The sequence below is a fragment of the Pseudomonas sp. Pseu.R1 genome, assembly GCF_045764065.1.
In the GTDB taxonomy this organism is placed as follows: Bacteria; Pseudomonadota; Gammaproteobacteria; order Pseudomonadales; family Pseudomonadaceae; genus Aquipseudomonas.
The window spans coordinates 764,588-785,717 of the sequence record NZ_JBJGEE020000001.1 but is presented as its reverse complement, the minus strand read 5'-3'; the positions used below and the strand labels follow the sequence as shown (position 1 = coordinate 785,717).

Genomic DNA, 21,130 nt, shown 5'->3' with positions numbered 1-21,130 from the left:
CGCCCTGCATGTCTCGGCGTTAGAGGGACGTTGCGCTCCGTGAAAGATGGCTGGTTCCTTGAATCCATAAACAAGAAGGATGCTCGAATATGACTGAACATTCGTTGAGCACTCATGCCGCAACCCAATTCGTTCAACTGGGTGATCGCCGCCTGGCTTATCGCACCTTTGGTAGCGGCAAGCCATTGGTCTTGTGCGTAAGATTCCGCGGCACTATGGACTCCTGGGATCCGCTGTTCCTCGACAGCCTTGCTGGCCAGGGATTTCAGGTAACAGTCTTCGACTACAGCGGCCTGGGCCAATCCACTGGGGAGCGGACCTACAACCCGGCTTCACTGGCCAAGGACGCCATCGAGCTAATCACCGTCCTCAGATTGGGAAAAGTGATCCTTGGCGGTTGGTCGGTAGGTGGCGTCGCCGCGCAGATCGTGCTCGCGCAGGCGCCGCAGTTGCTCAGTCATCTCGTATTGATCGGCACCACGCCGCCTGGCCATCTGGTGAAGCCCGGTGAGGCGCTGTTCTATGAAATAGCCAAACGGGACAACGATTTTGAGGATTTTGTAAGCCTGTTCTTCGAGCCCTCGTCTGCAGCAGCCAGGGCTGCCGCTGAACGTTCATGGCAGCGCCTAAGCGTCCATCGGGACGATCAGAGTCCTGAGGTTCCTTATGCATGGGCCGGCGTCCAGTTGGGCGAGGGACCAAAAAATCCGGTCTTCCCGGTGGAGGCGGTACTGCAGGTGTTGAAACAGACCAAAACACCTGTTCTCCACCTGGGCGCCGATCATGACATCGTGTTCCCGGTGGAGAACTGGTACGCCCTCAACGATCAACTGCCAACACTGCAGATCGTTACATTCCCGGACTCGGGGCACGGGCCGCATCTGCAGTTTCCGCAGGGAGCCGCCCGCCATATCGCGGCATTCGTCAGCGCATCCGAAACGCAGGATTGAAGCCTGCGGTGTGACGCTGCAAGCCCCTGAGTCCGACTTGCCAAGGCGTTTACGCCTGCGTGGGGTTGGGGCATCCCACGCAGGTGGCCGATCCCAGAAACAGATCCTGAAGGTTTCCCTCGATACATTTCCCGGCTTCCGCGATGTTGATCACCTCCGTTCAGTTGGACGGATTCGCGGGGGCCGCTTTTTTTCTCGATCCCATGCTGACGAACATGATGCCGCCGGCAATCGCAAGAACTCCAAGGGTGAGCGATGTCGTCAAGTGCTCGCCAAGTGTCACTACGGATACCAGCAGGCCGACGATGGGCACACCGAGCATGGCCGAAGACATGCTGGTCGTTGAGAGCCATGTGCTAGCTGCATTCACGGCACAGAAGCAGAATGCTGTTGCAAGCGGGCCGACGAACAGAATGACCTCCCAGAACGAGCGAGAGCCATCTCCCGTGAAGGGGCCTTCCGTCACTTGCGCAAGCACGATCAGAGGAATCGACGCTATACACATCTGCCACGGCGCCAGTTGGTAGGCACTTGACGTGCCTTTGTAATAGCGCAGGTGAAGGATGCAGATCGCCCAGCACAATGAGGCCGCGAGCAACAACAGGTTCGCTTTGATGATTGCCTGATTACCCCAGTCGAGTGCCATGGGATTGAACAGGGTAGCAACGCCGAGAACGCCGAGAACCGTGCCCACAAATTGTGAGCGGCTCAATTTTTCCTTGAAGAACAGAACCGCAGCCGGGGTCACCCACAGTGGTGTGGTATACGCCAGGACGGCGGACCGACCTGCTGGAATGTCGGCCATGGCGATTGCGCCCAGTACGGTAAAGCCAAGCATTTGCAGTAAGCCAACACTCAACAACAATGGTATGTCCCGCCGCTTCGGAAGGGCCAGGGTTCCCGTGAGCAATTGTAAAACCAGAAGACATGCTGCGCCGGTAACAAAGCGCGTCGCGGAAAACCAGATCGGTGTGATGTGCGAAAGACCGGTCTTCATGACTGGCCAATTCGCGCCCCAGATCAGGATCGCGATGAACAACAGCACCAACCCTTTGGAGCGGTTTGACAACAGGCTCAGGCCAGAGGCTTTGGGCCGCTCAATTATTGCTTCGCCAGTACAGTGATCGCTCGCATTTGCCATGGCCGTATCCCCAAAATAAAGAATGGAGACATTTTAAATTGCGACCGTCAGATAATTTCTCTGAAGTTCTTTGCATTTGTCTCGTTAACGATATAAAAATTCTTCAAATACCGCTTTATGAAGAGAATTTGACTCATGAATCGACTGGATAGAACCGATATCAACATCCTCAACCTTTTGCAGGATGATGCGCGCATCACAAACGCTGAACTGGCTCGGTCGGTCAATCTTTCACCCACACCCTGTTTCAACAGGGTCAAGGCGATGCAGGAAAAAGGATTGATTCGTCAGCAGGTAACGCTTCTGGATCCTGACCCTTTGGGCCTGCACTTGAACGTCTTCATCCACGTCAGCCTGGAGAAGCAAGTGATAGAAGTGTTGGCGAGATTCGAGGCCGCCATCGCCGAGCGCCCCGAGGTCATGGAGTGCTATCTGATGTCAGGAGATGCGGACTATTTGATCCGGGTTTTGGTGTCGTCGATACAAGATCTGGAACGCTTCATTCTGGAGCACCTCAGCAAGATCCCCGGTGTCGCCAACATACGCTCAAGCTTTGCGCTGAAGCAGGTCAGGTACAAAACTGCACTCCCGCTTCCTCCCAACGGTATGACACTCGCCGAGAAGCGTTAGGACTCGGGTTGTGGCATTGAGCATGGCCTCCAGGCTGGAGTCATGAGTGTTTGCTCTTATGTTGAGGCTCTCACAGCGGCATGACCGCGACGCCGCTTTTGATATCCGCACGGGGCGGCGCCAGTGTTTTTTCGTGTGTGAATTGCGGCATTTCATGAGCCAGTGTCATGCAATGCTCCCTTACCCGCCGATAAAGTTGTCGGATGGCCAAGGAAAACTGTTTACGGTGGGGGCAAATGAAATTCAGTGGAAAACCTTCACCCACGTAATCGGTAGACAACAGAACCAACGCTCCGCTTTTGACATCGGCACTGATGTCGAGCCAGGACTTGTAGATGATTCCCTGTCCGGCAAGCGCGCAGCGTCGGATGATGTCGGCGTCATCACTCACTACTGGCCCGTTAACGTTGACCCAGACATCCCCCTGCGCTAGCGGAAATCTCCATCGGTCGTAAACCTTTCCACTCAGCTCGAACTGAAGGCAGGCGTGCTTTGCCAACTCCGCCGGGTTTTTTGGCTGCCCATTTTTTGCGATGTATGACGGAGCAGCCGCAAGAACGCGCCGATTGTCTGGAACCAATGGTAGGCAAACGAAGTTGGCGTCCTGCAAGGTGCCGTAGCGTATTGCAACGTCGACTGGCTCTCGATAGACATCGGCGACCTTGTCGGATACGGAAAGACGCAGATTCAAGCCGGGGTGGCTTTGTCGAAAATCCAGCAACCAGGGCAACAGCAGGTTGCGTCCCAGATCCGATGGACAGGCGATCTGGATCGTTCCTTGAAGTTGTTGTTCGTCGTTACGCACGCCTTCCTGTCCCGCGTAAAGGGCGTGGAGCGCTTCCCGGGCATACGGCAGATAAAACTCGCCCTCGGCCGTTAATCGCAGACTTCTGGTCGAGCGGGCAAAAAGCCGGATATCGAGCTCGCGTTCCAGACGCTTGATTGCAGCACTGACCTGAGCTGGAAGCACATCGAGTTTACGAGCTACGGCAGAGAAGCTGTCCTGCGAGGCTGCCTTAACGAAAATGTCGAGGTCGTCGAGTCGGATCATGGAGGTGCATCTCTTCTAGAAGTTCTGTACGCGGTCAGCGCGCGATTTTGACCTAACGAGCTCGTGCTCGAAACCACGCGTTCGATTAACAGTTTCCGTCTGAGGAAGAAAATCAGCCGCGCACCTCTTTGTAAGCGGACGCTGGATCGCCAGACAACGGACGTAGTAGCATATCAAACCAATCGGTTCATTAAATTTATTGCTGCGTACAGCCTGACGAGAGATTCCATGGGCAGACCTAGAAAATTCAGTCGAGAAACAGTGTTGGAGAAAGCTCTGCCAGTGTTCTGGAAACACGGCTTTGCAGGCACCTCCCTACAGCACCTGGAGCAGGCTACAGGAGTCAATAAGTCTGGCCTCTACTCTGAGTTCTTGGACAAGCAAGACCTATTCTTCAATGCGCTGGCCTATTACTACGACCATCGTGGCGCACCTGAGATTCTGACTGCTGAACCCTTGGGCTGGGGGAACATCGAGAGATTTTTGCGGCTTGGCGATCCACAGGATAACGGATGCACTGGCTGCTTTTCGGTCAATGCACTGCGTGAATTTTCCACGCTGTCTGATGAAATAAGACAACTGCTGATCGACAGCCACCGGCGCCTGCTGCCCGAAATAGCCGCGAACGTTCGCGCAGAGAACACGAAGCTGTCTGCTGAGGTCATTGCCGACATCATCATGGTGTTCTTCTCAGGGGTATGTGTCGAAAGCAACCTGCACACCACGGACTCCGTCGACCCGGTAGATCACTTCATGCAGGCGGTACGACTGCTCTGACAATTATTTTCAAACTGATCGGTTTTTTATCTTGCTGACGGCTTGCTACTGACCTATATTGAACCGGTCGGTTCTAAACGTTCGGTCATTCGACTGGATTAGGGGGCACAATCTAGGCCCCCGGTTTCCCCGACACCTCAATCTACCTACGGTCTCGCCGAGCTCGCTTGCTCGGCGCTGGCGAAGCCTTGCCTCGACAAGGGCAATCAGCAGGAGAACTACCATGGCGTTGAAAATTCATCCGATCAATCTTGGCAACATGCAACTCGATTCCAGTGGTTTGGTGATGTTCCGCAATCCGGGGGAGCAGGTGACGATTCCTGTGCTGGGTTTCCTGATCACTGGCGGTGAGGAGCCGATCCTGGTGGACACTGGATCGCGCAGTGTCGAGCAGTACGCCGCGTTCGGCTTGCCTTACGAAGTGACACCCGAGATGACGCTGGAGTATCACCTTGCGCAGCATGGTCTGCGGATGAAAGACATACGCCACATCCTGCATACCCATGCCCACATCGATCACGTCGGCATGACGGATCGTTTCCCAATGGCGACCACGGTCGGCATCTCCCGTCGTGAATTGGAGTTTGCAGCTTCAGGCATCATGGGACCGCTGATGTATACCGCCGCCGATACCAAGCATCTGATCGACCGCCTGCACACACGTGGCGCCATTCGCCTGTTCGATGTTGATGGCACCTTCGAGGAAGAGGTCATTCCAGGGGTGGCTGTCAGGCTCTCGGGGGGGCATACCCCTGGGTCACTGTCGATTCTCGTCGAGACAGACGAAGGCATGGCCAACATTTGTGGCGATATTGCCTATAACCTTCAAGATCAACTGATTGATCCTATTCTCGATCAGGCCGCACACGAGCCGACCATCACAGCGAACCGTGCGATGTCGACGCTCGAAGAAAAGAAAGCCATCAAGCGTGCGCTCGCCGACAGCAAATTCTTGCTGCCCAGCCATGATGTCCCTGCCTTAATCCGCAACGGTCAAGTTGTGGGGCTGATGCACGATGCGATTTCTAATCCCAAGGCTGATGTCACCAAAGCTGCCAGCTACAGCTTGCTCGAAGGGGTTTGAGGAATGGCAGCGGTTGTTGCTGCAACCGCTCGCTCTTGGCGAGCGGTACGTTTCGCAGTGGGCATGGCGATATTTGGTTTTGGCGCATGCCTGTTAATCAGTGGATTTTGACGAGTTGAATTCGACATGACTGATGTCTCGATGCATGGCTCCATTCCCGACGCTTCAGACTCCTACCAGCGGCTGTCTCCTCGTACGCGGTTCTGGTTGCTAGCGTCCATCACGCTGTCCTTTCTCGCGGGCTCCAGCGTTCCGACTCCTATCTATCCCATATACCAAAGTGCCTGGCATTTTTCGGCGGTTACGATCACCTTGATCTTCAGCGTCTACGCGCTGTCGGTCCTGGCAGCTCTACTGGTATTCGGCCGGGTTTCGGATTACATAGGCCGACGCCCAGTCTTACTGGTGACGACGGCGATGCAGTTAGTGGCCATGTATTCGCTGGGAACCGCAAATGGGCTGGGTGACTTGATCACCGGACGGGTTCTTCAGGGGTTGTCCACAGGTGCTGCAGTATCAGCTGTGGGCGCGGGGCTGATCCAGCTTCACGCCCAGCGTGGCGCAATCGCGAACGCCATCGCACCCGTGAGCGGAAGTGCGATCGGCGCACTGCTGGGGAGCGTGATGGTGCAATTCATTCCCTTTCCAACCCATACCGTTTTTGCGGTGCTCGCGGGTGTGCTGGTCATTCAATTTATCGGCGTGGTCATGCTGAAGGACACTCAGCCCTCCCGACCTGGAGCGATTCGCTCACTGATCCCCCAGTTCAGCGTCCCTGCGCAGGTGCGCTCTGCGATGTTAATCGCATCAGCTGTCTTCATCGCCGGATGGGCCGTGGCAGGATTTTATGCATCGTTGGGCCCAGGCCTGATCAAGCACGTCTTCGAGCTGCCGGCGTCTGCCATTGGCGGCTTGGCGTTGGCCGCATTTTCTGGGAGTGGCGTCGCCGCAATTTTGGCGATGCGCATGCGCAGTGCCCGCACCTTTGCTTGGGCAGGGAGTCTCGGGCTATTGATGGGGATGGTGTCCGTATTGGTATCGCTGCACCTCCATTCGCTGCTGTTTTTCTTTCTGGGCATCGCCATGGCGGGCGCCGGATTCGGAGCGGGATTTCAGGGGGGGCATTCGCCTGGTCGTGGCGCTCGCTCGCCCGGCGGAACTGGCAGGTGTGCTGTCGGTTTCCTTCCTCTGCTGCTATTTGGGAATGGGTGTTCCAGCAATCGCAGCGGGCTACGAAGTGGCAAATGGCGCTGACATCGTAGTGACCGCGCAGGTCTTTGGGGTGGTGATCATGGGGCTGGCTGTTCTCGCAATGCTGGGGCTGCTGAGAACGCGTGAGGCCTGAGGCGAACGGGCATCGGAAGGGCCATTTCGCTGTTCACTCCTGGGAGCGCACCGCTAAGAACGAGGTTTCATTTTCAGGGTTTCAGAGAAAGAGTTAAGGGGATAGACCGCTTTCTGACGACGCAGACCGGTAGGGATACTGAAGGTCATTCAACTCTGAACGAGGTCTTCCATGAAAGCATTTATCCTCCCTCTTTTCGCCTGCGTAATGCTGGCAAGCGGCGCATCAGTCGCGGCTGAATCCCCCGTCACCAATGCCTCTGGTAAGGGCGAGCAGGCTACGATTTCGCCGTTCCGCCATACACTTCCCGACCTCTACGACTTCAATCAGATACCGGTCGAGCAGATGGGGACCGGTATTACCCGCCAGACCATTCACAATGGTCAGAGCACCATGGCCAAGTGGGTATTTGCTAAAGGCGCAGTCGTGCCGCTTCATCATCATGTCAATGAGCAGATTACCTGGATTACTGCTGGCTCGGTCGAAGTACTTTCTCAAGGCAAACGGTTTGTCGTAAAAGCTGGCCAAGTCATCGTTTTCCCTCCAAACGTCCCGCATGAATTCCATTCGCTGGAAGATGGCACCATCGATATCGATATCTTCACGCCCCAGCGTCAAGACTGGATCGATGGTACCGCGAGCTACATCAAACCCGCATCCTGATAGTCCCGCACCTGCTACTTGATCCTCACAAGGACGTGAGGTGCTGCGAAAAACTAAGGGGCGGCGTCTGGCGATGGTGCCATCAACATGTCGTCGCATTTCATCGCCAAGAAAGTTCGCAGCTTGTGTATTGCAGGCGTCAGGAAGTTGCGATGGGCGCACACCATCTGCAGCGGTGCGGGTTGACCTACATCTTGAGGAAACAGCTCCACGAGATTACCCGCTTTCAGGTCCGCGCTGACGTCGATTCTTGACTTGTAGAGGATGCCAGCACCTTCCACTCCCCAGCGACGCACGATGTCCGCATCGTCGCTAATCCTGTCCCCGGTCACCGCAACGGTCTTGACGCCTTCGCGTGTATGGAACGTCCAGCGTTCATACGTTTGCTCACTCATCACGAATCGAAGACAGTTGTGGCGGGCCAGATCTTCCAAGGTCTCCGGTTTGCCAAATCGAGTGATGTAGGTTGGCGAAGCGCACACTGTTCGTGTGTTCAGAGGAGCCAAGGGCAATGCAATCAGGCTTGAGTCCGCCAACTGACCGTAGCGAATACTTACGTCGATCTGATCAGTGAAAAAATCCGCAACCTGATCGCTGATGCGCAATTGCAGCTGGATGTCCGGGTGTTCGTTCTGAAACTCATTGAGCCAAGGCAGAAGGACATTGCGCCCAAGGTCGGAAGGCATGGACAGGCGAATAGGTCCGGAGATGTTTCCACGACCTTCATCAAGCGCCATTTCTCCGCTCTCCATAGCGTTGATTGCAGCTTGAGCATGCGGCAGATACCGCTCGCCATCATCTGAAACACGTAGACGCCGCGTAGAGCGCACGAACAACCGAACGCCCAAACTGGCTTCAAGACGCTGAATCGCTGCGCTGGCAAACGCGGGCGAGGTATCCAGTAGGCGTGCAGCAGCGGAGAAGCTACCGAGTTTGACAGTGGTGACGAAAACCTGGAGATCATCCAGCCGGACAATTTTCTTCATAGCGCTGAAATTGATTCGTTTAAATGGGCGATTTTCAGCGTATCTCATGCAGATGATCATTGCCTCGTCTTTTTTGACCGGAGCGAAATGCAATGCATATGAAGCAAAAAAAGTGGCTGCATGCCCTTGCCTTGACGGCTTGCGCAGGATTGGCTCAGGCCGCCGAAAGACCGCTGGAGGTCGTGGCGCAAACCCATGACGCAATATGGAATGCCGTCGCGGTCGATGACGCTGATAACGTCTATGTGGCGGGTCCGAGATGGACAGGCATGAAGGGGCCATCAGTTTCCCGACTGGATGCCAATCGACGGCCCCAGGCGTTTCCAGACGCACGCTGGAACAGCACCGACAACTCCATTCCGGTATCAGAACGCTTCGTCAACGTGAACGCCCTGCACAGAGACGATCAAGGGCAAATGTGGATTGTGGATGCAGGCGTGTCGGACTTTGGTGGCCACGTCATCCCAGGTGCAGCCAAGTTGGTGGTGGTCGACTTGCACACAGGCAAAACGACCAAGGTCATTACGTTCAATTCTGATGTCATAAGGGATGGCAGCTACATCGATGACATCCGCTTCAGCGGTGACCACGCTTATCTCACTGACGCCGGGGTGCCCGGAATCATCGTTCTTGATCTGAAGAACGACAGCATGCGTAGAGTCCTCGATACCAGCCCTGCGGTCAAAGCCCCAGCAGACCGCGATATCGTGCTGAGCGGAAAGGTTGTCAGGGCGCCGAATGGCAAAGCGTTGCGTGTCAACTCTGACCCCTTGGAGACTAGCCACGACGGCAAGTGGTTGTACTTCGCCGCGTTGGAAGGCCCTTGGTACCGGATCGAAACCCGCTGGCTGAACGACCCGAAGCTGTCACCAGCGGTGCTGGCCGAGAAGATCGAGTTCTGGCGTGATTTGCCACCTGTTGGGGGAACCGCGCTGGACAAGCAAGGCAACTTCTATTTCAGTGATCTTGCGACTGATACGGTCAAGCGGATTCGTACGTCCGGGAAGATCGAAACAATCGTGTCGGATCCCAGCCTGCACTGGGTCGACGCGCCAACCTTCGACCGGGAGGGGCGTCTGTATCTCCCAGCTGCACAGGTTGATCGCGTGGCTCTGTTCAATGAAGGGGTCTCCCGCGTGCAATGGCCGCTGCGAGTGTATCGATTCAATCTCGATCAATAGCGCAACGCACCTTCCCGCGTCCTAATGAGGAACTGGCTTTCTTCGGACGCGGGAAAGCAATTGGCGGGCGTGTTTTGCGACAGGGTTTCACCCATCCCAAGACCACCGCTTCATACCAAGGTGTAACACCCATATCCCAACCGACGATGGTCACTTAACCGTTGCGAAACCATCATGAGCGAACATTCTGACTGTCCAGCTCAACTGCCTGCTATCTGCACGTGACTATCAGCTACCAACCGATGCAGGACTATGTCATGAGAAAAACACGCGAATGGGTAACGCTTTTGTTGCTCGTAGCGGCGACCTACGCCTCTACGACCACGTTGGCGGGAGCTGCTGAAAGACCAGTTGGCAAGGAACTGGACGCGTTTTCAGGGGGCAGACCATGGGCCGAATGAAACGAACTCCCGAAAGCCTGCCCGCGTGGAAAGTTGAAAGAGCGAAAGCCCTTATGCTCGATCATATGGCCCACAGCTGCTCTATAGAAATGGTGGCCCGCGAATGTGCTATTTCAAGAAGTCATTTCTCCCGAGCGTTCAAGAATACGACTGGAGTGCCACCCCATATCTGGCTCCGCCAAGAGCAGATTTCCAAGGCTGAGGCGTTGTTAACGCAACGAAACATCTCGATTTGTCATATAGCGCAGGAATGTGGCTTCTCAGATCAGTCGTATTTCACGCGCGTGTTTAGAGCGCTCAGGGGTATAAGTCCGAAACGGTGGCAGCTTCAGAACGGTCGTCAGTCAGATCACACATGATCTCCATGGGTTTGTGCAACGTGCGGCGAGTTGGCCATTTCGCCTCATCGTATGCGGTCTTCGACGCACCGCACTAAGTCAGACATGGTGAGCGCAAATCCATGAACCACCGTTGACTCGTCCTGCCTCGCTGAACTTTCTTCCACAATCGACTTCCTTACTCACATAGGTGCGAGCGTGCACCCTCGATTTTTGACCCGGAGGTATCAGCCATGCCACGTGGAAGCAAAGATAAGTACACCGCGGAGCAGAAACGAAAAGCGGAACATATTGAAGAAAGCTACGAGGATAGGGGCACGCCCAAAGGTGAAGCGAAGGCCCGTGCCTGGGCCACCGTAAACAAGCAGTCGGGTGGAGGTGAGAAAGGCGGCGGTTCAGGTAAGGCAACAACTGCCTCTGCGAAGGCCCAAGCCAAGTCTGACTCGGGCAAGAGGGCTGCGCAAACGCGGAGTGGACATGACCGCAATTCCAAGTCATCACTTGAAGGTCAGAGTAAATCGAGTCTCATGACAGAGGCGCGATCTCGCAATATTTCTGGACGCTCGAAAATGACCAAGGCTGAGTTGATCAAAGCGCTCCGGACGAAATAACCCTCTGATCAGCGCAAACGCTTCAAAGGGCCGGGCAACGGCGCTTGCAACGCTGGCTGGGTGGTTGAGACGCTCGTGCTACCTGAAGGAAGTGAGCCATGAGCAAGATTATCGGCGCTGCGGATCTGAATACTCATATGAGCAGCGGCGATGAGCAGGAGCTCCCTTGAGGCGTGAAACACTTTGGAGAAAACACGCCGTTGGGCCGCACGGGTCAGCCTGTGGAAGTTGCCCCAATCTATGTATTGCTCGCTTCTGACGAGGGGAGCTTTTGAGCTGGTTACAACGGTGTCGCCCAAAAGTCGGGAAAGGCCTACTTATGAGTGAACTCCTAAAGCTCCAAATCCTCGAAATGGCGCTGGATGGAGAACCGGTCATACTTGCTGGCACCTGCTCACCATTGAATTCTCTGCATGGGAGCGTTCCACTGCGTAACACACATCGCCCATGCCTGCTTGTGATCGCTTCGTTACGTGTTCTCGAGGGTGATCGCCAAATAATTTACCGAGGTTGTAAATGGATCAGGACAAGCCCACAGCAGTTCTCACAGCGGCGGCTTCTCCTCACTTGCCTCAAGCGGATGATAGTCAAGCCGACATTTCTGAGCGGCTGCAGCTCGCACTGGATGCGGGTGCAATCATCGGCACCTGGGTTTGGGATATCCCTAACGACCGAGTGACAGCCGATGATCGATTCTCCCGCGCTTTCGGCCTGCCGGCAGATCGGTGCAGATCCGGCATTCCCATCGCAGATGCGTTCTCTTCCATCCATCCTGAAGACGTTGATCGACTTGCATCGGACATCGAGTCCGCCATGGCGCGTGGCGGTGCGTTTCGTTGCGAGTACCGTGTTCGTCAGGATGACGGCTGCTACAGGTGGGTCGAGGCCAATGGGCGGGCCCAGTTGAATGCACAGGGGCAAGCCATTCGCTTCCCAGGCGTGCTGATGAATATAGAGTCTCGCAAGGCCGCGGAAGCCGAACGGGACAGAATGTCCGCCTTGTTGCGCACTTTCACAGCGGCTGTCCCCGGTGTTGTTTACGCCAAAGATCTCGAAGGGCGAATGTTGATCGCCAATCACGGCGCCACCGAGCTGATTGGTAAGCCGCCAGAGTTCTACATCGGCAAAACAGATCTGGAATTTCTGGAGGATAAGGTACAGGCCCTTCAAGTGATGGAGACGGATCAACGCATCATGCGCGCTGGTGTGGCCGAACAGGTCGAGGAGCGGGTGGACATGCCGGATGGATCGGAAACCACTTGGTTGTCCGCCAAAGCTCCTTTTTTTAACGACTCGGGTGAGGTCATTGGCCTGATCGGCTCATCCATAGATGTGAGCGCTAGAAAGAAAGCTGAAACCGAGATCAAAGAGCTCAATAGAACGCTGGAAGCGCGTATCGCGGCGGCAGTAGCCGAACGCGAGGCAGCTGAAGCTGCACTCCGCCAAGCTCAGAAGATGGAAGCCATTGGGCAATTGACCGGAGGAATCGCGCACGACTTCAATAACCTGCTTGCCGGCGTTCTTGGCAGCCTCGATTTGATCAAATTGCGATTGAGTCAGGGGCGCATAGCCGATGTCGAGCGATACGTTTCAGTGGGATACGGTGCCGCGCAGCGCGCCGCTGCGTTGACCCACAGGCTCTTGGCCTTCTCGCGCCGTCAAACCTTGCTCCCAGTCCTTACTGACGTGCATCTCCTGATTGCGGATATGGAGGAGTTGATCCGTCGAACAGTGGGGCCCACTGTCGAGTTGAAAGTTGAGCTCAATGCAGAATTCAGCACCTGTCTGGTCGACCAGGCACAGGTAGAAAACTCCTTACTCAATCTCTGTATCAATTCGAGAGATGCCCTCCCGGCCGGGGGGCAAATCTTGATTCGAACCGATAATCAAACGATGGCGGAGGGCGCTGAATCAGACCATGAGCTGTCGCCAGGTACCTATCTGACTATCACCGTCTCCGACAATGGTACAGGCATGAGCTCTGAGGCCTTATCGAGGGCTTTCGAGCCATTTTTCACGACCAAGCCGGTAGGATCGGGCTCAGGGCTTGGCTTATCCATGGTCTACGGTTTTGCGAAGCAATCCGGCGGACATATCAGCATTGCCTCGGTGGTTGGAACTGGCACATGTGTCAGTCTGCAACTGCCTTACCATCCAACTGAGATCAGTTGCGGGGCGATCAGAGAACCGGGTTCTCAGATCACGATGATTGGCGCTGGGCAGACGGTGTTGGTGGTTGATGATGAGCGCACAGTTCGGCTGTTTGTCAGCGAAGCGTTAAGCAGTATGGGCTACAGGGTTATCGAAGCAGCGGATAGCCAAGCCGGCCTCCAGCTCTTGCGATCAGATGCACGCATAGACTTGCTGGTGACAGATATTGGCCTTCCTGGAGGACTCGACGGGCGTCAGATGGCTGGTGAAGGAAGGGTGTGTCGCCCCGAGCTTCCTGTTTTGTTCATGACGGGGTATGCCCAGCCCCCAGCAGGTGATCCAACGGCGTCAAGCTCTGCCACAGCAATCCTGGTCAAGCCGTTTGCCCTGGAGGCGTTGGCGTCCAAGATCAATGAGTTGCTCAACCAGGTCGGCGCGACTGCTGAATCTAGCTACGCGGAGCGAGTCTCATGATGTATCCCTGACAATATCCCTGGAGGCGACCATGCTCAGTTATCTGTGGATCGGAGCAAACGATGTCGATGCATCCGTGGCGTTCTACGATTCAATTCTTCTGCCGCTGGGGTATGAAAAGGACTACTCCGAGGGGGTCTGTAGCTACTCGCTCCCAGATACGGTCGACCGATTGAATGGCCCAGGGACGGTGCATGTCGGCCGCCCTTTCGACGGTGGACCAGCCACTGCGGGCAATGGGATGATGCCGGCGTTCCGGGCTCGGTCACGGACCGAGGTAGACGCGATTTATGCTGCCGGCCTGGCGCAGGCAGGAGTGGACGAAGGCGCTCCTGGAACCCGAGCCGCCTACACGTCCAACTTCTATGTTGCGTACCTGAGAGATCCGACCGGTAACAAGATCGCGGTGTTTTTTAACGAGTGACAGACGTGGTTACGGATGGGCGTTGAATGCTTTTTGTGGTGATGCTGGGTGGCAAACATCCTCGGGCGAAGATAGAAGTTCACGACGTCGTTTTCGTTGTCGCTGATTCACTGGAGCAAGCCTACCCGCAGCTTCGTGATGGCTGGTTTGGCAGTCCCAAGGGCGTTCATATCGACTCGTGGATGGCCGTCGATGGCGTTGAAAATTGGCGTGTGGAACTCAGTCCATTAGCTCCATCCCCTGGTTCACCTCGGTTGTATTTCATAAACCTGGGTGGCTACGCGTCACAGACCTTTGGCGAAGCGCATCACTACCTTTTAGTGGTGGCCAAGGACAAGCGAGAGGCCATGACAAAAGGGAAGCGGCAGGCACTGTCTCATTGGACTCAAGCACACACCGATGCCGTGATGGATATGGACGACTGCTTGCCTGTTGATGACGTCAGTGGGCGGTACGTGCATTTGGTGGAAGGGCCACATGCTGGGATAGTTCAGCGTAACGATTACATTGTTCTTCCCTAGTCTTGGCTGAGGGCAGGCCCTCCTTTCAACCCCCTGGGCGCTCGAGGGTTTGAATCAGAGCATGAATACGCACGCTTGAGAGCACACCGCGATTGGCGTTTACAGCCGCGAGATGGCTTCTGCCTGTTACGGCCCCTTACGTTGACGGGTGAATTCAGAAACTCGAACGGAGAGGTCTACATAGACCTAATCGCACCTGCCGAGGATTCGTAGGGAATCGTCCCGATTGATACGGGTCTCAGAATTGAGTGCGAGTGAATCTATGTCGATGACCGAGGCCCTCGAGCCTTCGAACAGTCAGAGGCTTAAGGTTGAGGGCTCGTGCGAATTCTTGTGAGGTCTCAAGAGGACTGATACGTGAAACAGCTTGAACGCCTAGAAACGGGTGTCCCTGGCCTTGACACGTTGCTCAAGGGCGGGCTGGTCTCCGGTGCGTCGTACATCATTCAGGGACGGCCTGGGTCAGGCAAAACCATCCTGGCTAACCAGATTGGCTTCAACCACGTAAAGCGTGGGGGGAGAATGCTTTTTGCGTCTTTATTGGCCGAGCCACATGATCGCCTGTTCCAGTTTTTATCCACGCTGACCTTTTTCGACAAGGCGCAGGTCGGGAGCAGTATTCAATTTGTCAGCGCCTTCGATACTCTGGAGACCGATGGACTTGACGAGGTCGTCAAGCTACTGCGCCGTGAAATCAGTCGGCAGCAGTCGACGCTCCTGATACTGGACGGATTGCTGAATGCTCGATCAAAAGCCGAATCTCCCATCGATACCAAAAAATTCATCTCCGCCTTGCAAGGGCATGCGGCGTTTGCGGGATGCACAGTGCTGTTTCTGACCAGTTCTCAGATAGACGAGGGAAGCCCCGAGCACACCATGGTGGATGGCGTGATCCAAATGGGCGAAGAGAGCACCGGAGCTACTTCCGTGCGTCGCCTTCAACTACGCAAAACCCGTGGCAGCGGAGCGATTTCTGGCTCACACGAGTTCGAAATCAACGAGCACGGGCTCGTGATTTATCCTCGTTTGGAAAGTCTTCTCCCTGCATTGCGCATCGCAGAAGACAGTTCACCAGCGCGGGTCACCAGTGGCATCTCTTCCCTGGATAAAAGCTTGGGAGATGGACTGGTGAAGTCGTCCATCACCTTGGTTCTTGGGCCTTCGGGCGTCGGCAAGACATCTCTTGGCCTTCAGTTCCTTTCTGCCAGCACGCCCGATGAGCCGGGTCTGCATTTTGGCTTCCATGAATCTCCTCAGCGCGTGAGAAGCAAGGCAGATGCGCTGGCACTGGGGTATCCCAGGCTGATGGAAAAGGGTGCACTGCAAATCATGTGGCGGTCCACCAGCACTGGGCTTATCGATCAAGTTTGCTATGAACTGCTCCAGGTTGTGGATCGTGACAATGTCAGACGCGTTTTTATCGACAGTCTCAGCGGGTTCGAGAGAGTTTCAGCAGACCCGGCACGGGTGAGAGGCGTGCTTGTGGCCTTGCTGGAGCAGCTCCGATCTCGTGGAGTGACTGTATTGGCAACGTATGAGCTTCACCAATTTATGAGCTCGATGGCCGATTACTCAACGCCTGAACTGTCCAGCACAGTCGATAACTTGCTGCTCGTCGAATTTGCACGCAAAGGCGCTGAACTCCACAGACAGCTCACCATTCTGAAAGTCAGGGACAGCGCGTTCGATCCCTCAATCTTGCAGGTGGTGATGTCTGGTACGGGGATAGAGTTGAGAAGGGTCTAGAACATGCTGCAGAGACATCGGGGCGAGTGCTCATCATGGTCTTCGTCGGTGCCAGAAGGTGCGGGTGAAGAATGAAAACAGTCATGATCGTCGATGATGAATATCTGATTGCGGATATCTTGAGCTTCGCGTTGGAAGATGAGGGATTTCAGACCGTGACGGCGGCGAGTGCGATCAAAGCGCTGGAGATTCTGGACAGGGAAAGACCGGACATGATCATCACCGACTTCATGATGCCGGGTATGACGGGAATCGAGTTTGCCGAGGCGGTCAAATCCAGACCTCGTTTCAAAGACACACCGCTAGTGCTGGTGAGCGGAGCGCAAGCTCATCTCGGCGCCGTGCGCCCAGATCTGTTTATTGCCGTATTCATTAAACCCTTCGACACATCGCTCGTCATCCAGCAGGTGACGGCCGCGATCGATAATGAAGGGGCATGAGCTATTCGTAGGGGCATGTGCGGGTTTTCCAGTCCAGCCAAAGCTCATTGAGCGCTCGAAGCCTTGCATAAATGTCTGGCCCCAACCCTGACGATCTCCGATACATCCCGATCGGTTGGCTTCGCAGCACCATCACGCCAGAGGCAACCTAGGTGATCGGCAGATGAGCGGTGAAAACCGTGCCTTCCTCGGTGGTTGAGGAGACCTCGATTCGCCCTCCGTGTGCATCCACGATCTGGGCGGTGATGAACAAGCCTAACCCCAAGCCTGCAGACGAGCCTTTGTCCTGCGCAGCATAGGTGGAATAGCGACCCTCCGGGTTGAAGAGGTAGGGCATAGCGTGGGGCGGAATGAGTTCTCCCCGGTTGCAAACACTGAAAATCGCGCTCAGCCCATTGCTTGAGAGTTGAACGAGGACAGGGTACTGCGCATCGCCGTGTTGAACGGCGTTGCCAATCAGATTCGAAAAGACCTGCCCAACCCGAACCGAATCAAACCGCCCGGCGATCTCTTGACCGGGTGCGAACTCGATACGGGCATCGGGGTGTGCAGTGCGTATTTCGGCAACGACTGAATCGCAAACCTGGGTGAGCTCTGTGTTTTCGAGGTGAAGGGAGATCCCGGGAGCCAGGTTGCTGCGCGCTAGATCGAGGAGGTCGTTCACCATCTCATTGGCGCGATTGACACTCGTCCAGATCTGCGCGGCCAGAGTCGTCTCCCTGGTTGCGAGATTTGGTCGTTTACATAGCAGATCACTTGCCATCAATATCGCGCCAAGCGGGGAACGCAGATCGTGACCCAATATGCCAAGCACCCTTTTTCGGGTGACTGCTACGGCTTTGCCATAGGCCGAAATGGATTCCACCAACGCTTGATCGATGGCCTCATTGAATCGAATGATATCGGCTGCCTGATGCGAGTCTGCCGAGCAACCCTCAGACAGCCATAGTCTCAGAACGCTGGATCGCAGCGCACGGTACTCCGCCACCATCTGATCAAGGCTAAACCCATCTTCCAGCCTGGTGAGCGCATGCGATTGTGCGGCCGTCTCACCCTCGTTGGCGGGGCCATGTCCCTGAGATTTTGCGATTTCCTGACGCAAGGTCTGAGGCGTCTGCATGTCCCTCGCCGCCGTCCTGAGAATCTGTTCGGCATGGTTCCTGAGCCGTGAGGAACTCAATGGCGGCATCGGTGTTACCACCGTTTTGGCGAAGTCTTCCCAGGCCTGAAGTATTGGCTCCAGATTCTGCAGAATGAATTCCGAAAGTCTCATGGCGTCCTCGATTGTTCCTTAATGCGATGCGCCTGTATCGCCAGAAATCCAAGCGTACGATCTGTCAGTTGAACGGAAAAAAGTAACCGCCTAGCTTAGACCGGATGCTTCCCTTCTGCATTTTGAGATCGTCCGAATAAGTCGCAACGTGCCGTTTGAGGGGAGGTAGATTAGATATTCGAATGAATATACTGCCTAAGCGATTGTTATTTAAGCGAATTATCAAGCGCTTGGAGTGGTCGCGCGCTTAACGAGTGAGAGCAGGGAGGGAACCGCAGGAGTCAGCCCCGCTTTTGCGGGGCGTTCATTATGGATTCAACGAGGATTGGGTGGGTCATCGAACTCTGCGTTGTCGATATCGACGTCGGTCACATCATCTTGTCGGTTGGGGTCCTCTTCAGAGTCCTTTGATGTTGAACCTTCATTATCCGGAAACCCGTCAACACCAGGCTTATCGCCAGGATTTAGACCGGCACGGCCATTGGTATTCACTGGCTTAACCTTTGCTGTGCTCCTTGGACGTCGGAGGTTCGACGATCCCTCGGGGGCCGGCGATACCCCAAATCACCAATCCCACGAGCGGAAAAATCAAAATCAGCACTGTCCAACCCGCTTTCGTGCTCGATGCCTTCGTCGAGCGCCAAACGCTGGTGATGGCCCATAAGTCGACCAGCAAAATGATGATCGGCACAACAATCGAAAATAGAGTTTCCATGTTGATTACCTTCTGCGGGCGTCACTGAAGGACGGGAGCGCCCAGCTCGTCTTGAGTGTCTGGCAGCGCGATAGTGCTGTCCCCGGGAGTGAGGATGACCTTGCGGCAATCCTCTTGCTTCTTGTCGAAGATCTTGTAGCCCTCAGCCGCCTGCTCCAGCGACATTCGGTGGGTGATGATGGCCTCGGGTGAGAGACGACCGGTTTCGATGTGTTCAAGTAACTCGGGAAGGAACCGCTGAACATGGGTCTGGCCCATCTTGAAGGTCAGCCCCTTGTCGAACGCGTCTCCGAACAGGAAACCGTGAATGAAGCCCGAGTAGACGCCGGGCACACTTACAGTGCCGCCGCGCCTGACTGCCGCGATGCATTGACGTAGCGCCTTGCCGCTGCTGCCTTCGAGTTTCAGAGTGGCCAATACTGTTTCAGTGGTGCTGCCCTTGGCCTCGAACCCGACTGCATCCACCACGCCGTCGACGCCGCGCATGCCTGGAGTCTGCCGAATAATCGTGTCGGCGGGGTCATCATCCTCATCGAAGTTAATCGGTGTCACGCCGTAGGTAGCCTGCGCATAGGCGAGGCGATAAGGATGATGGTCAACCATGAAGATACGATCCGCACCCAGCATCCGGGCAACCGCTGCGCACAAAAGGCCCACCGGGCCAGCGCCATAAATGGCGATGCTGGAGCCTTGGCCGATGCCCGTGTTAGTCACGGCCTGATACGCAGTGGGGAGAATGTCCGAGAGAAACAGCACCTTCTCATCGGCGAGTGTCCCCGGCACCTTGAACGGGCCGGTATTGGCCCTAGGGACACGCACGTATTCGGCCTGGCCTCCAGGGATCCCGCCATACAGATGGCTGAAGCCGAACAGCGCCGCGCCGGGTGGAATGGCTTTCTTGTTGATGATTGCTCCGCGCCCAGTATTGGTGGTCTCGCACGCAGCGAACAGATCTTGCTGGCAGAAGAAACAGTCTCCGCACGCAATCACAAAAGGAATAACAACCCGATCACCTGGCTGGACAGCGGTCACGCCCGAGCCAGTCTCTTCGACGATGCCCATGAATTCATGACCGAAGATATCGCCATGCTCAACGGTCGGAATCTTGCCGCGATACAGGTGTAAATCCGAACCGCAGATCGCCGTCGCGGTGACCCGCAGGATGATGTCATCCGGTTGTTCAAGGACGGGATCTGGAACGGTATCCACTTTCACATCATGGGCGCCGTGGTAGGTAAGTGCTCTCATGGTCTGACTCCGCAGTTTTAGGGGTAGTAAACAGCGGAGGGGTGAATGCGGGGTTCGTTCAGGATTTTCCTGAGGAACAGGATCAGCGGCAGCTCATGCACCGTTGGTAAGACTGCGGTTATGAGAGCTGTCGATGACTGAAGCAACACTTTTGGAGCAACTGCTGATGGCTCGGGGGCCAAGTGGCGAAGAGCTAGAAGTCCGAGAAGTTTGTCAGAAGGAGCTGCAACAGCACTGCGACGAAACGTGGGTTGATGATGCAGGTAACTTGGTGGGGCTGATTCGAGCACAGTCAGCAGAAGGCAATGGCACCGGTGGTGTACTGGTGATGGGGCATCTGGATGGGATCGCGGCCTGTTCCTCGACACTTGTGCAATTGCTTACCGGTGATCTTCCGGTCTAGATGTAACAAGAATTTTCAGTGGTCACTCAGGTCAGATCGTTTACCTAACGTGGGAGTGCCATCATGAAATTCTGGAAGTTTTCCGAGCGGTTATCAAAATGGATGGGCAGTCCGAAGACGTTTTTGACTGCAATCGCGCTGGTGGTTTTGTGGGCGGCTTCGGGGCCATGGTTTCACTACAACGATGCCTGGCAGCTAGTGATCAACACCTCCACCACCATCATCACCTTTTTGATGGTTTTCCTGATCCAGAACACCCAAAACCGTGATACAGATATCTTGCACATCAAGATTGATGAGCTTTTGCGGGTGACCAAAGATGCTCAGAATGCAGTGCTCAGTTTGGACAACCTCGATCAGAAAGAGCTAGCGGCGCTCAGAAAGCGGTACAAGGCGCTAGGCGTTGATGAGGTCAACGATCCTGATACGACGCCTAACGATTCCTCTAATCAAAACACCACTCACTAAATCTACGCAGCTCCAATATTGAGCTTACTCGGGTAGTGAATGCGCTGTGATAGTTGATGGAGCGCCTTGTTTCTTGAGTGCCCAGCCGCTATCGGTTTTGGTGATGTGG

23 protein-coding genes and 1 pseudogene are annotated in these 21,130 nt (G+C 55.3%); 17 read left to right on the top strand and 7 right to left on the bottom strand.

Going from position 1 to position 21,130, the window contains the following annotated elements:
* Positions 1 to 89 precede the first annotated feature (89 nt).
* A complete protein-coding gene (locus tag ACI5GA_RS03700) occupies positions 90 to 950 on the top strand; it encodes an alpha/beta fold hydrolase (RefSeq protein ID WP_421421779.1) in 861 nt (286 codons plus the stop codon).
* Positions 951 to 1,110: 160 nt separating this feature from the next.
* Here ACI5GA_RS03700 and ACI5GA_RS03695 read toward each other — a convergent pair whose 3' ends face one another.
* Positions 1,111 to 2,091: a DMT family transporter gene (locus tag ACI5GA_RS03695; protein WP_421421778.1), complete on the bottom strand. Its 981-nt coding sequence runs from the start codon at positions 2,089 to 2,091 to the stop codon at positions 1,111 to 1,113.
* A 135-nt stretch (positions 2,092 to 2,226) separates the two neighbouring features.
* Between ACI5GA_RS03695 and ACI5GA_RS03690 the strand changes: the two genes are divergently transcribed.
* Entirely contained in the window at positions 2,227 to 2,721 is a 495-nt protein-coding gene (locus ACI5GA_RS03690) for an Lrp/AsnC family transcriptional regulator (protein WP_421421776.1), read from the top strand.
* A 70-nt stretch (positions 2,722 to 2,791) separates the two neighbouring features.
* Here ACI5GA_RS03690 and ACI5GA_RS03685 read toward each other — a convergent pair whose 3' ends face one another.
* Positions 2,792 to 3,772, bottom strand: coding sequence for a LysR family transcriptional regulator (locus ACI5GA_RS03685; protein ID WP_421421774.1), 981 nt, complete (start codon positions 3,770 to 3,772; stop codon positions 2,792 to 2,794).
* 63 nt (positions 3,773 to 3,835) lie between these two features.
* On the opposite strand from ACI5GA_RS03685, the gene ACI5GA_RS03680 reads away from it, so the two are divergent.
* The 4 genes from ACI5GA_RS03680 to ACI5GA_RS03665 all read left to right on the top strand — a co-directional run bounded on the left by ACI5GA_RS03680 (position 3,836) and on the right by ACI5GA_RS03665 (position 7,641).
* Complete coding sequence (locus ACI5GA_RS03680) at positions 3,836 to 4,549, top strand: TetR/AcrR family transcriptional regulator (RefSeq protein WP_404632666.1); 714 nt, start codon at positions 3,836 to 3,838, stop codon at positions 4,547 to 4,549.
* A gap of 223 nt (positions 4,550 to 4,772) precedes the next feature.
* On the top strand, positions 4,773 to 5,633 hold the full coding sequence (locus ACI5GA_RS03675) for an N-acyl homoserine lactonase family protein (protein WP_421421772.1): 861 nt from the start codon (positions 4,773 to 4,775) through the stop codon (positions 5,631 to 5,633).
* 126 nt (positions 5,634 to 5,759) lie between these two features.
* On the top strand, positions 5,760 to 6,887 hold the full coding sequence (locus tag ACI5GA_RS03670) for an MFS transporter (protein WP_421421771.1): 1,128 nt from the start codon (positions 5,760 to 5,762) through the stop codon (positions 6,885 to 6,887).
* Positions 6,888 to 7,149: 262 nt separating this feature from the next.
* Positions 7,150 to 7,641, top strand: a complete 492-nt coding sequence (locus ACI5GA_RS03665; RefSeq protein ID WP_421421769.1) for a cupin domain-containing protein — start codon at positions 7,150 to 7,152, stop codon at positions 7,639 to 7,641.
* 53 nt (positions 7,642 to 7,694) lie between these two features.
* Here the strand turns inward: ACI5GA_RS03665 and ACI5GA_RS03660 are convergent, their stop codons facing one another.
* Positions 7,695 to 8,675: a LysR family transcriptional regulator gene (locus ACI5GA_RS03660; RefSeq protein ID WP_404632658.1), complete on the bottom strand. Its 981-nt coding sequence runs from the start codon at positions 8,673 to 8,675 to the stop codon at positions 7,695 to 7,697.
* Between the two features lie 44 nt (positions 8,676 to 8,719).
* Between ACI5GA_RS03660 and ACI5GA_RS03655 the strand changes: the two genes are divergently transcribed.
* The 9 genes and pseudogenes from ACI5GA_RS03655 (at position 8,720) to ACI5GA_RS03615 (ending at position 16,914) form a co-directional block, all read left to right on the top strand.
* Positions 8,720 to 9,808, top strand: a complete 1,089-nt coding sequence (locus ACI5GA_RS03655) for an L-dopachrome tautomerase-related protein (RefSeq protein WP_421421767.1) — start codon at positions 8,720 to 8,722, stop codon at positions 9,806 to 9,808.
* Between the two features lie 388 nt (positions 9,809 to 10,196).
* Positions 10,197 to 10,568, top strand: coding sequence for a helix-turn-helix transcriptional regulator (locus tag ACI5GA_RS03650; RefSeq protein WP_421421766.1), 372 nt, complete (start codon positions 10,197 to 10,199; stop codon positions 10,566 to 10,568).
* Between the two features lie 212 nt (positions 10,569 to 10,780).
* The gene (locus ACI5GA_RS03645; RefSeq protein WP_421421764.1) at positions 10,781 to 11,158 is read left to right on the top strand and encodes a termination factor Rho; all 378 of its coding nucleotides are present in this window, start codon (positions 10,781 to 10,783) and stop codon (positions 11,156 to 11,158) included.
* Positions 11,159 to 11,331: 173 nt separating this feature from the next.
* Positions 11,332 to 11,433 (top strand): annotated as a pseudogene (locus ACI5GA_RS03640) (NAD(P)-dependent oxidoreductase); the annotation flags it as partial.
* A gap of 241 nt (positions 11,434 to 11,674) precedes the next feature.
* The gene (locus tag ACI5GA_RS03635; RefSeq protein ID WP_421421762.1) at positions 11,675 to 13,783 is read left to right on the top strand and encodes a PAS domain-containing protein; all 2,109 of its coding nucleotides are present in this window, start codon (positions 11,675 to 11,677) and stop codon (positions 13,781 to 13,783) included.
* A 31-nt stretch (positions 13,784 to 13,814) separates the two neighbouring features.
* Entirely contained in the window at positions 13,815 to 14,207 is a 393-nt protein-coding gene (locus ACI5GA_RS03630; RefSeq protein WP_421421760.1) for a VOC family protein, read from the top strand.
* Positions 14,208 to 14,233: 26 nt separating this feature from the next.
* Positions 14,234 to 14,728 (top strand): DUF1543 domain-containing protein, encoded by a 495-nt coding sequence (locus ACI5GA_RS03625; RefSeq protein WP_421421758.1) that lies wholly within the window; start codon positions 14,234 to 14,236, stop codon positions 14,726 to 14,728.
* 357 nt (positions 14,729 to 15,085) lie between these two features.
* Positions 15,086 to 16,474, top strand: coding sequence for an RAD55 family ATPase (locus ACI5GA_RS03620; protein WP_421421756.1), 1,389 nt, complete (start codon positions 15,086 to 15,088; stop codon positions 16,472 to 16,474).
* A 71-nt stretch (positions 16,475 to 16,545) separates the two neighbouring features.
* Positions 16,546 to 16,914, top strand: coding sequence for a response regulator (locus ACI5GA_RS03615; RefSeq protein ID WP_421421755.1), 369 nt, complete (start codon positions 16,546 to 16,548; stop codon positions 16,912 to 16,914).
* Positions 16,915 to 17,062: 148 nt separating this feature from the next.
* Here the strand turns inward: ACI5GA_RS03615 and ACI5GA_RS03610 are convergent, their stop codons facing one another.
* The 4 genes from ACI5GA_RS03610 to ACI5GA_RS03595 all read right to left on the bottom strand — a co-directional run bounded on the left by ACI5GA_RS03610 (position 17,063) and on the right by ACI5GA_RS03595 (position 20,150).
* Positions 17,063 to 18,187, bottom strand: a complete 1,125-nt coding sequence (locus tag ACI5GA_RS03610; RefSeq protein ID WP_421421754.1) for a sensor histidine kinase — start codon at positions 18,185 to 18,187, stop codon at positions 17,063 to 17,065.
* A 315-nt stretch (positions 18,188 to 18,502) separates the two neighbouring features.
* Positions 18,503 to 18,679, bottom strand: coding sequence for a hypothetical protein (locus ACI5GA_RS03605; RefSeq protein ID WP_404632638.1), 177 nt, complete (start codon positions 18,677 to 18,679; stop codon positions 18,503 to 18,505).
* Positions 18,680 to 18,683: 4 nt separating this feature from the next.
* Positions 18,684 to 18,902, bottom strand: coding sequence for a PLD nuclease N-terminal domain-containing protein (locus ACI5GA_RS03600; protein WP_404632636.1), 219 nt, complete (start codon positions 18,900 to 18,902; stop codon positions 18,684 to 18,686).
* A gap of 21 nt (positions 18,903 to 18,923) precedes the next feature.
* Positions 18,924 to 20,150: a zinc-dependent alcohol dehydrogenase gene (locus ACI5GA_RS03595; protein WP_421421752.1), complete on the bottom strand. Its 1,227-nt coding sequence runs from the start codon at positions 20,148 to 20,150 to the stop codon at positions 18,924 to 18,926.
* Positions 20,151 to 20,283: 133 nt separating this feature from the next.
* Here ACI5GA_RS03595 and ACI5GA_RS03590 point away from each other — a divergent pair, with 133 nt between their 5' ends.
* Both ACI5GA_RS03590 and ACI5GA_RS03585 read left to right on the top strand, forming a co-directional pair.
* The gene (locus tag ACI5GA_RS03590) at positions 20,284 to 20,553 is read left to right on the top strand and encodes a hypothetical protein (RefSeq protein ID WP_421421750.1); all 270 of its coding nucleotides are present in this window, start codon (positions 20,284 to 20,286) and stop codon (positions 20,551 to 20,553) included.
* 63 nt (positions 20,554 to 20,616) lie between these two features.
* Positions 20,617 to 21,021 (top strand): low affinity iron permease family protein, encoded by a 405-nt coding sequence (locus ACI5GA_RS03585; protein ID WP_421421749.1) that lies wholly within the window; start codon positions 20,617 to 20,619, stop codon positions 21,019 to 21,021.
* The last annotated feature ends 109 nt before the right edge of the window (positions 21,022 to 21,130 follow it).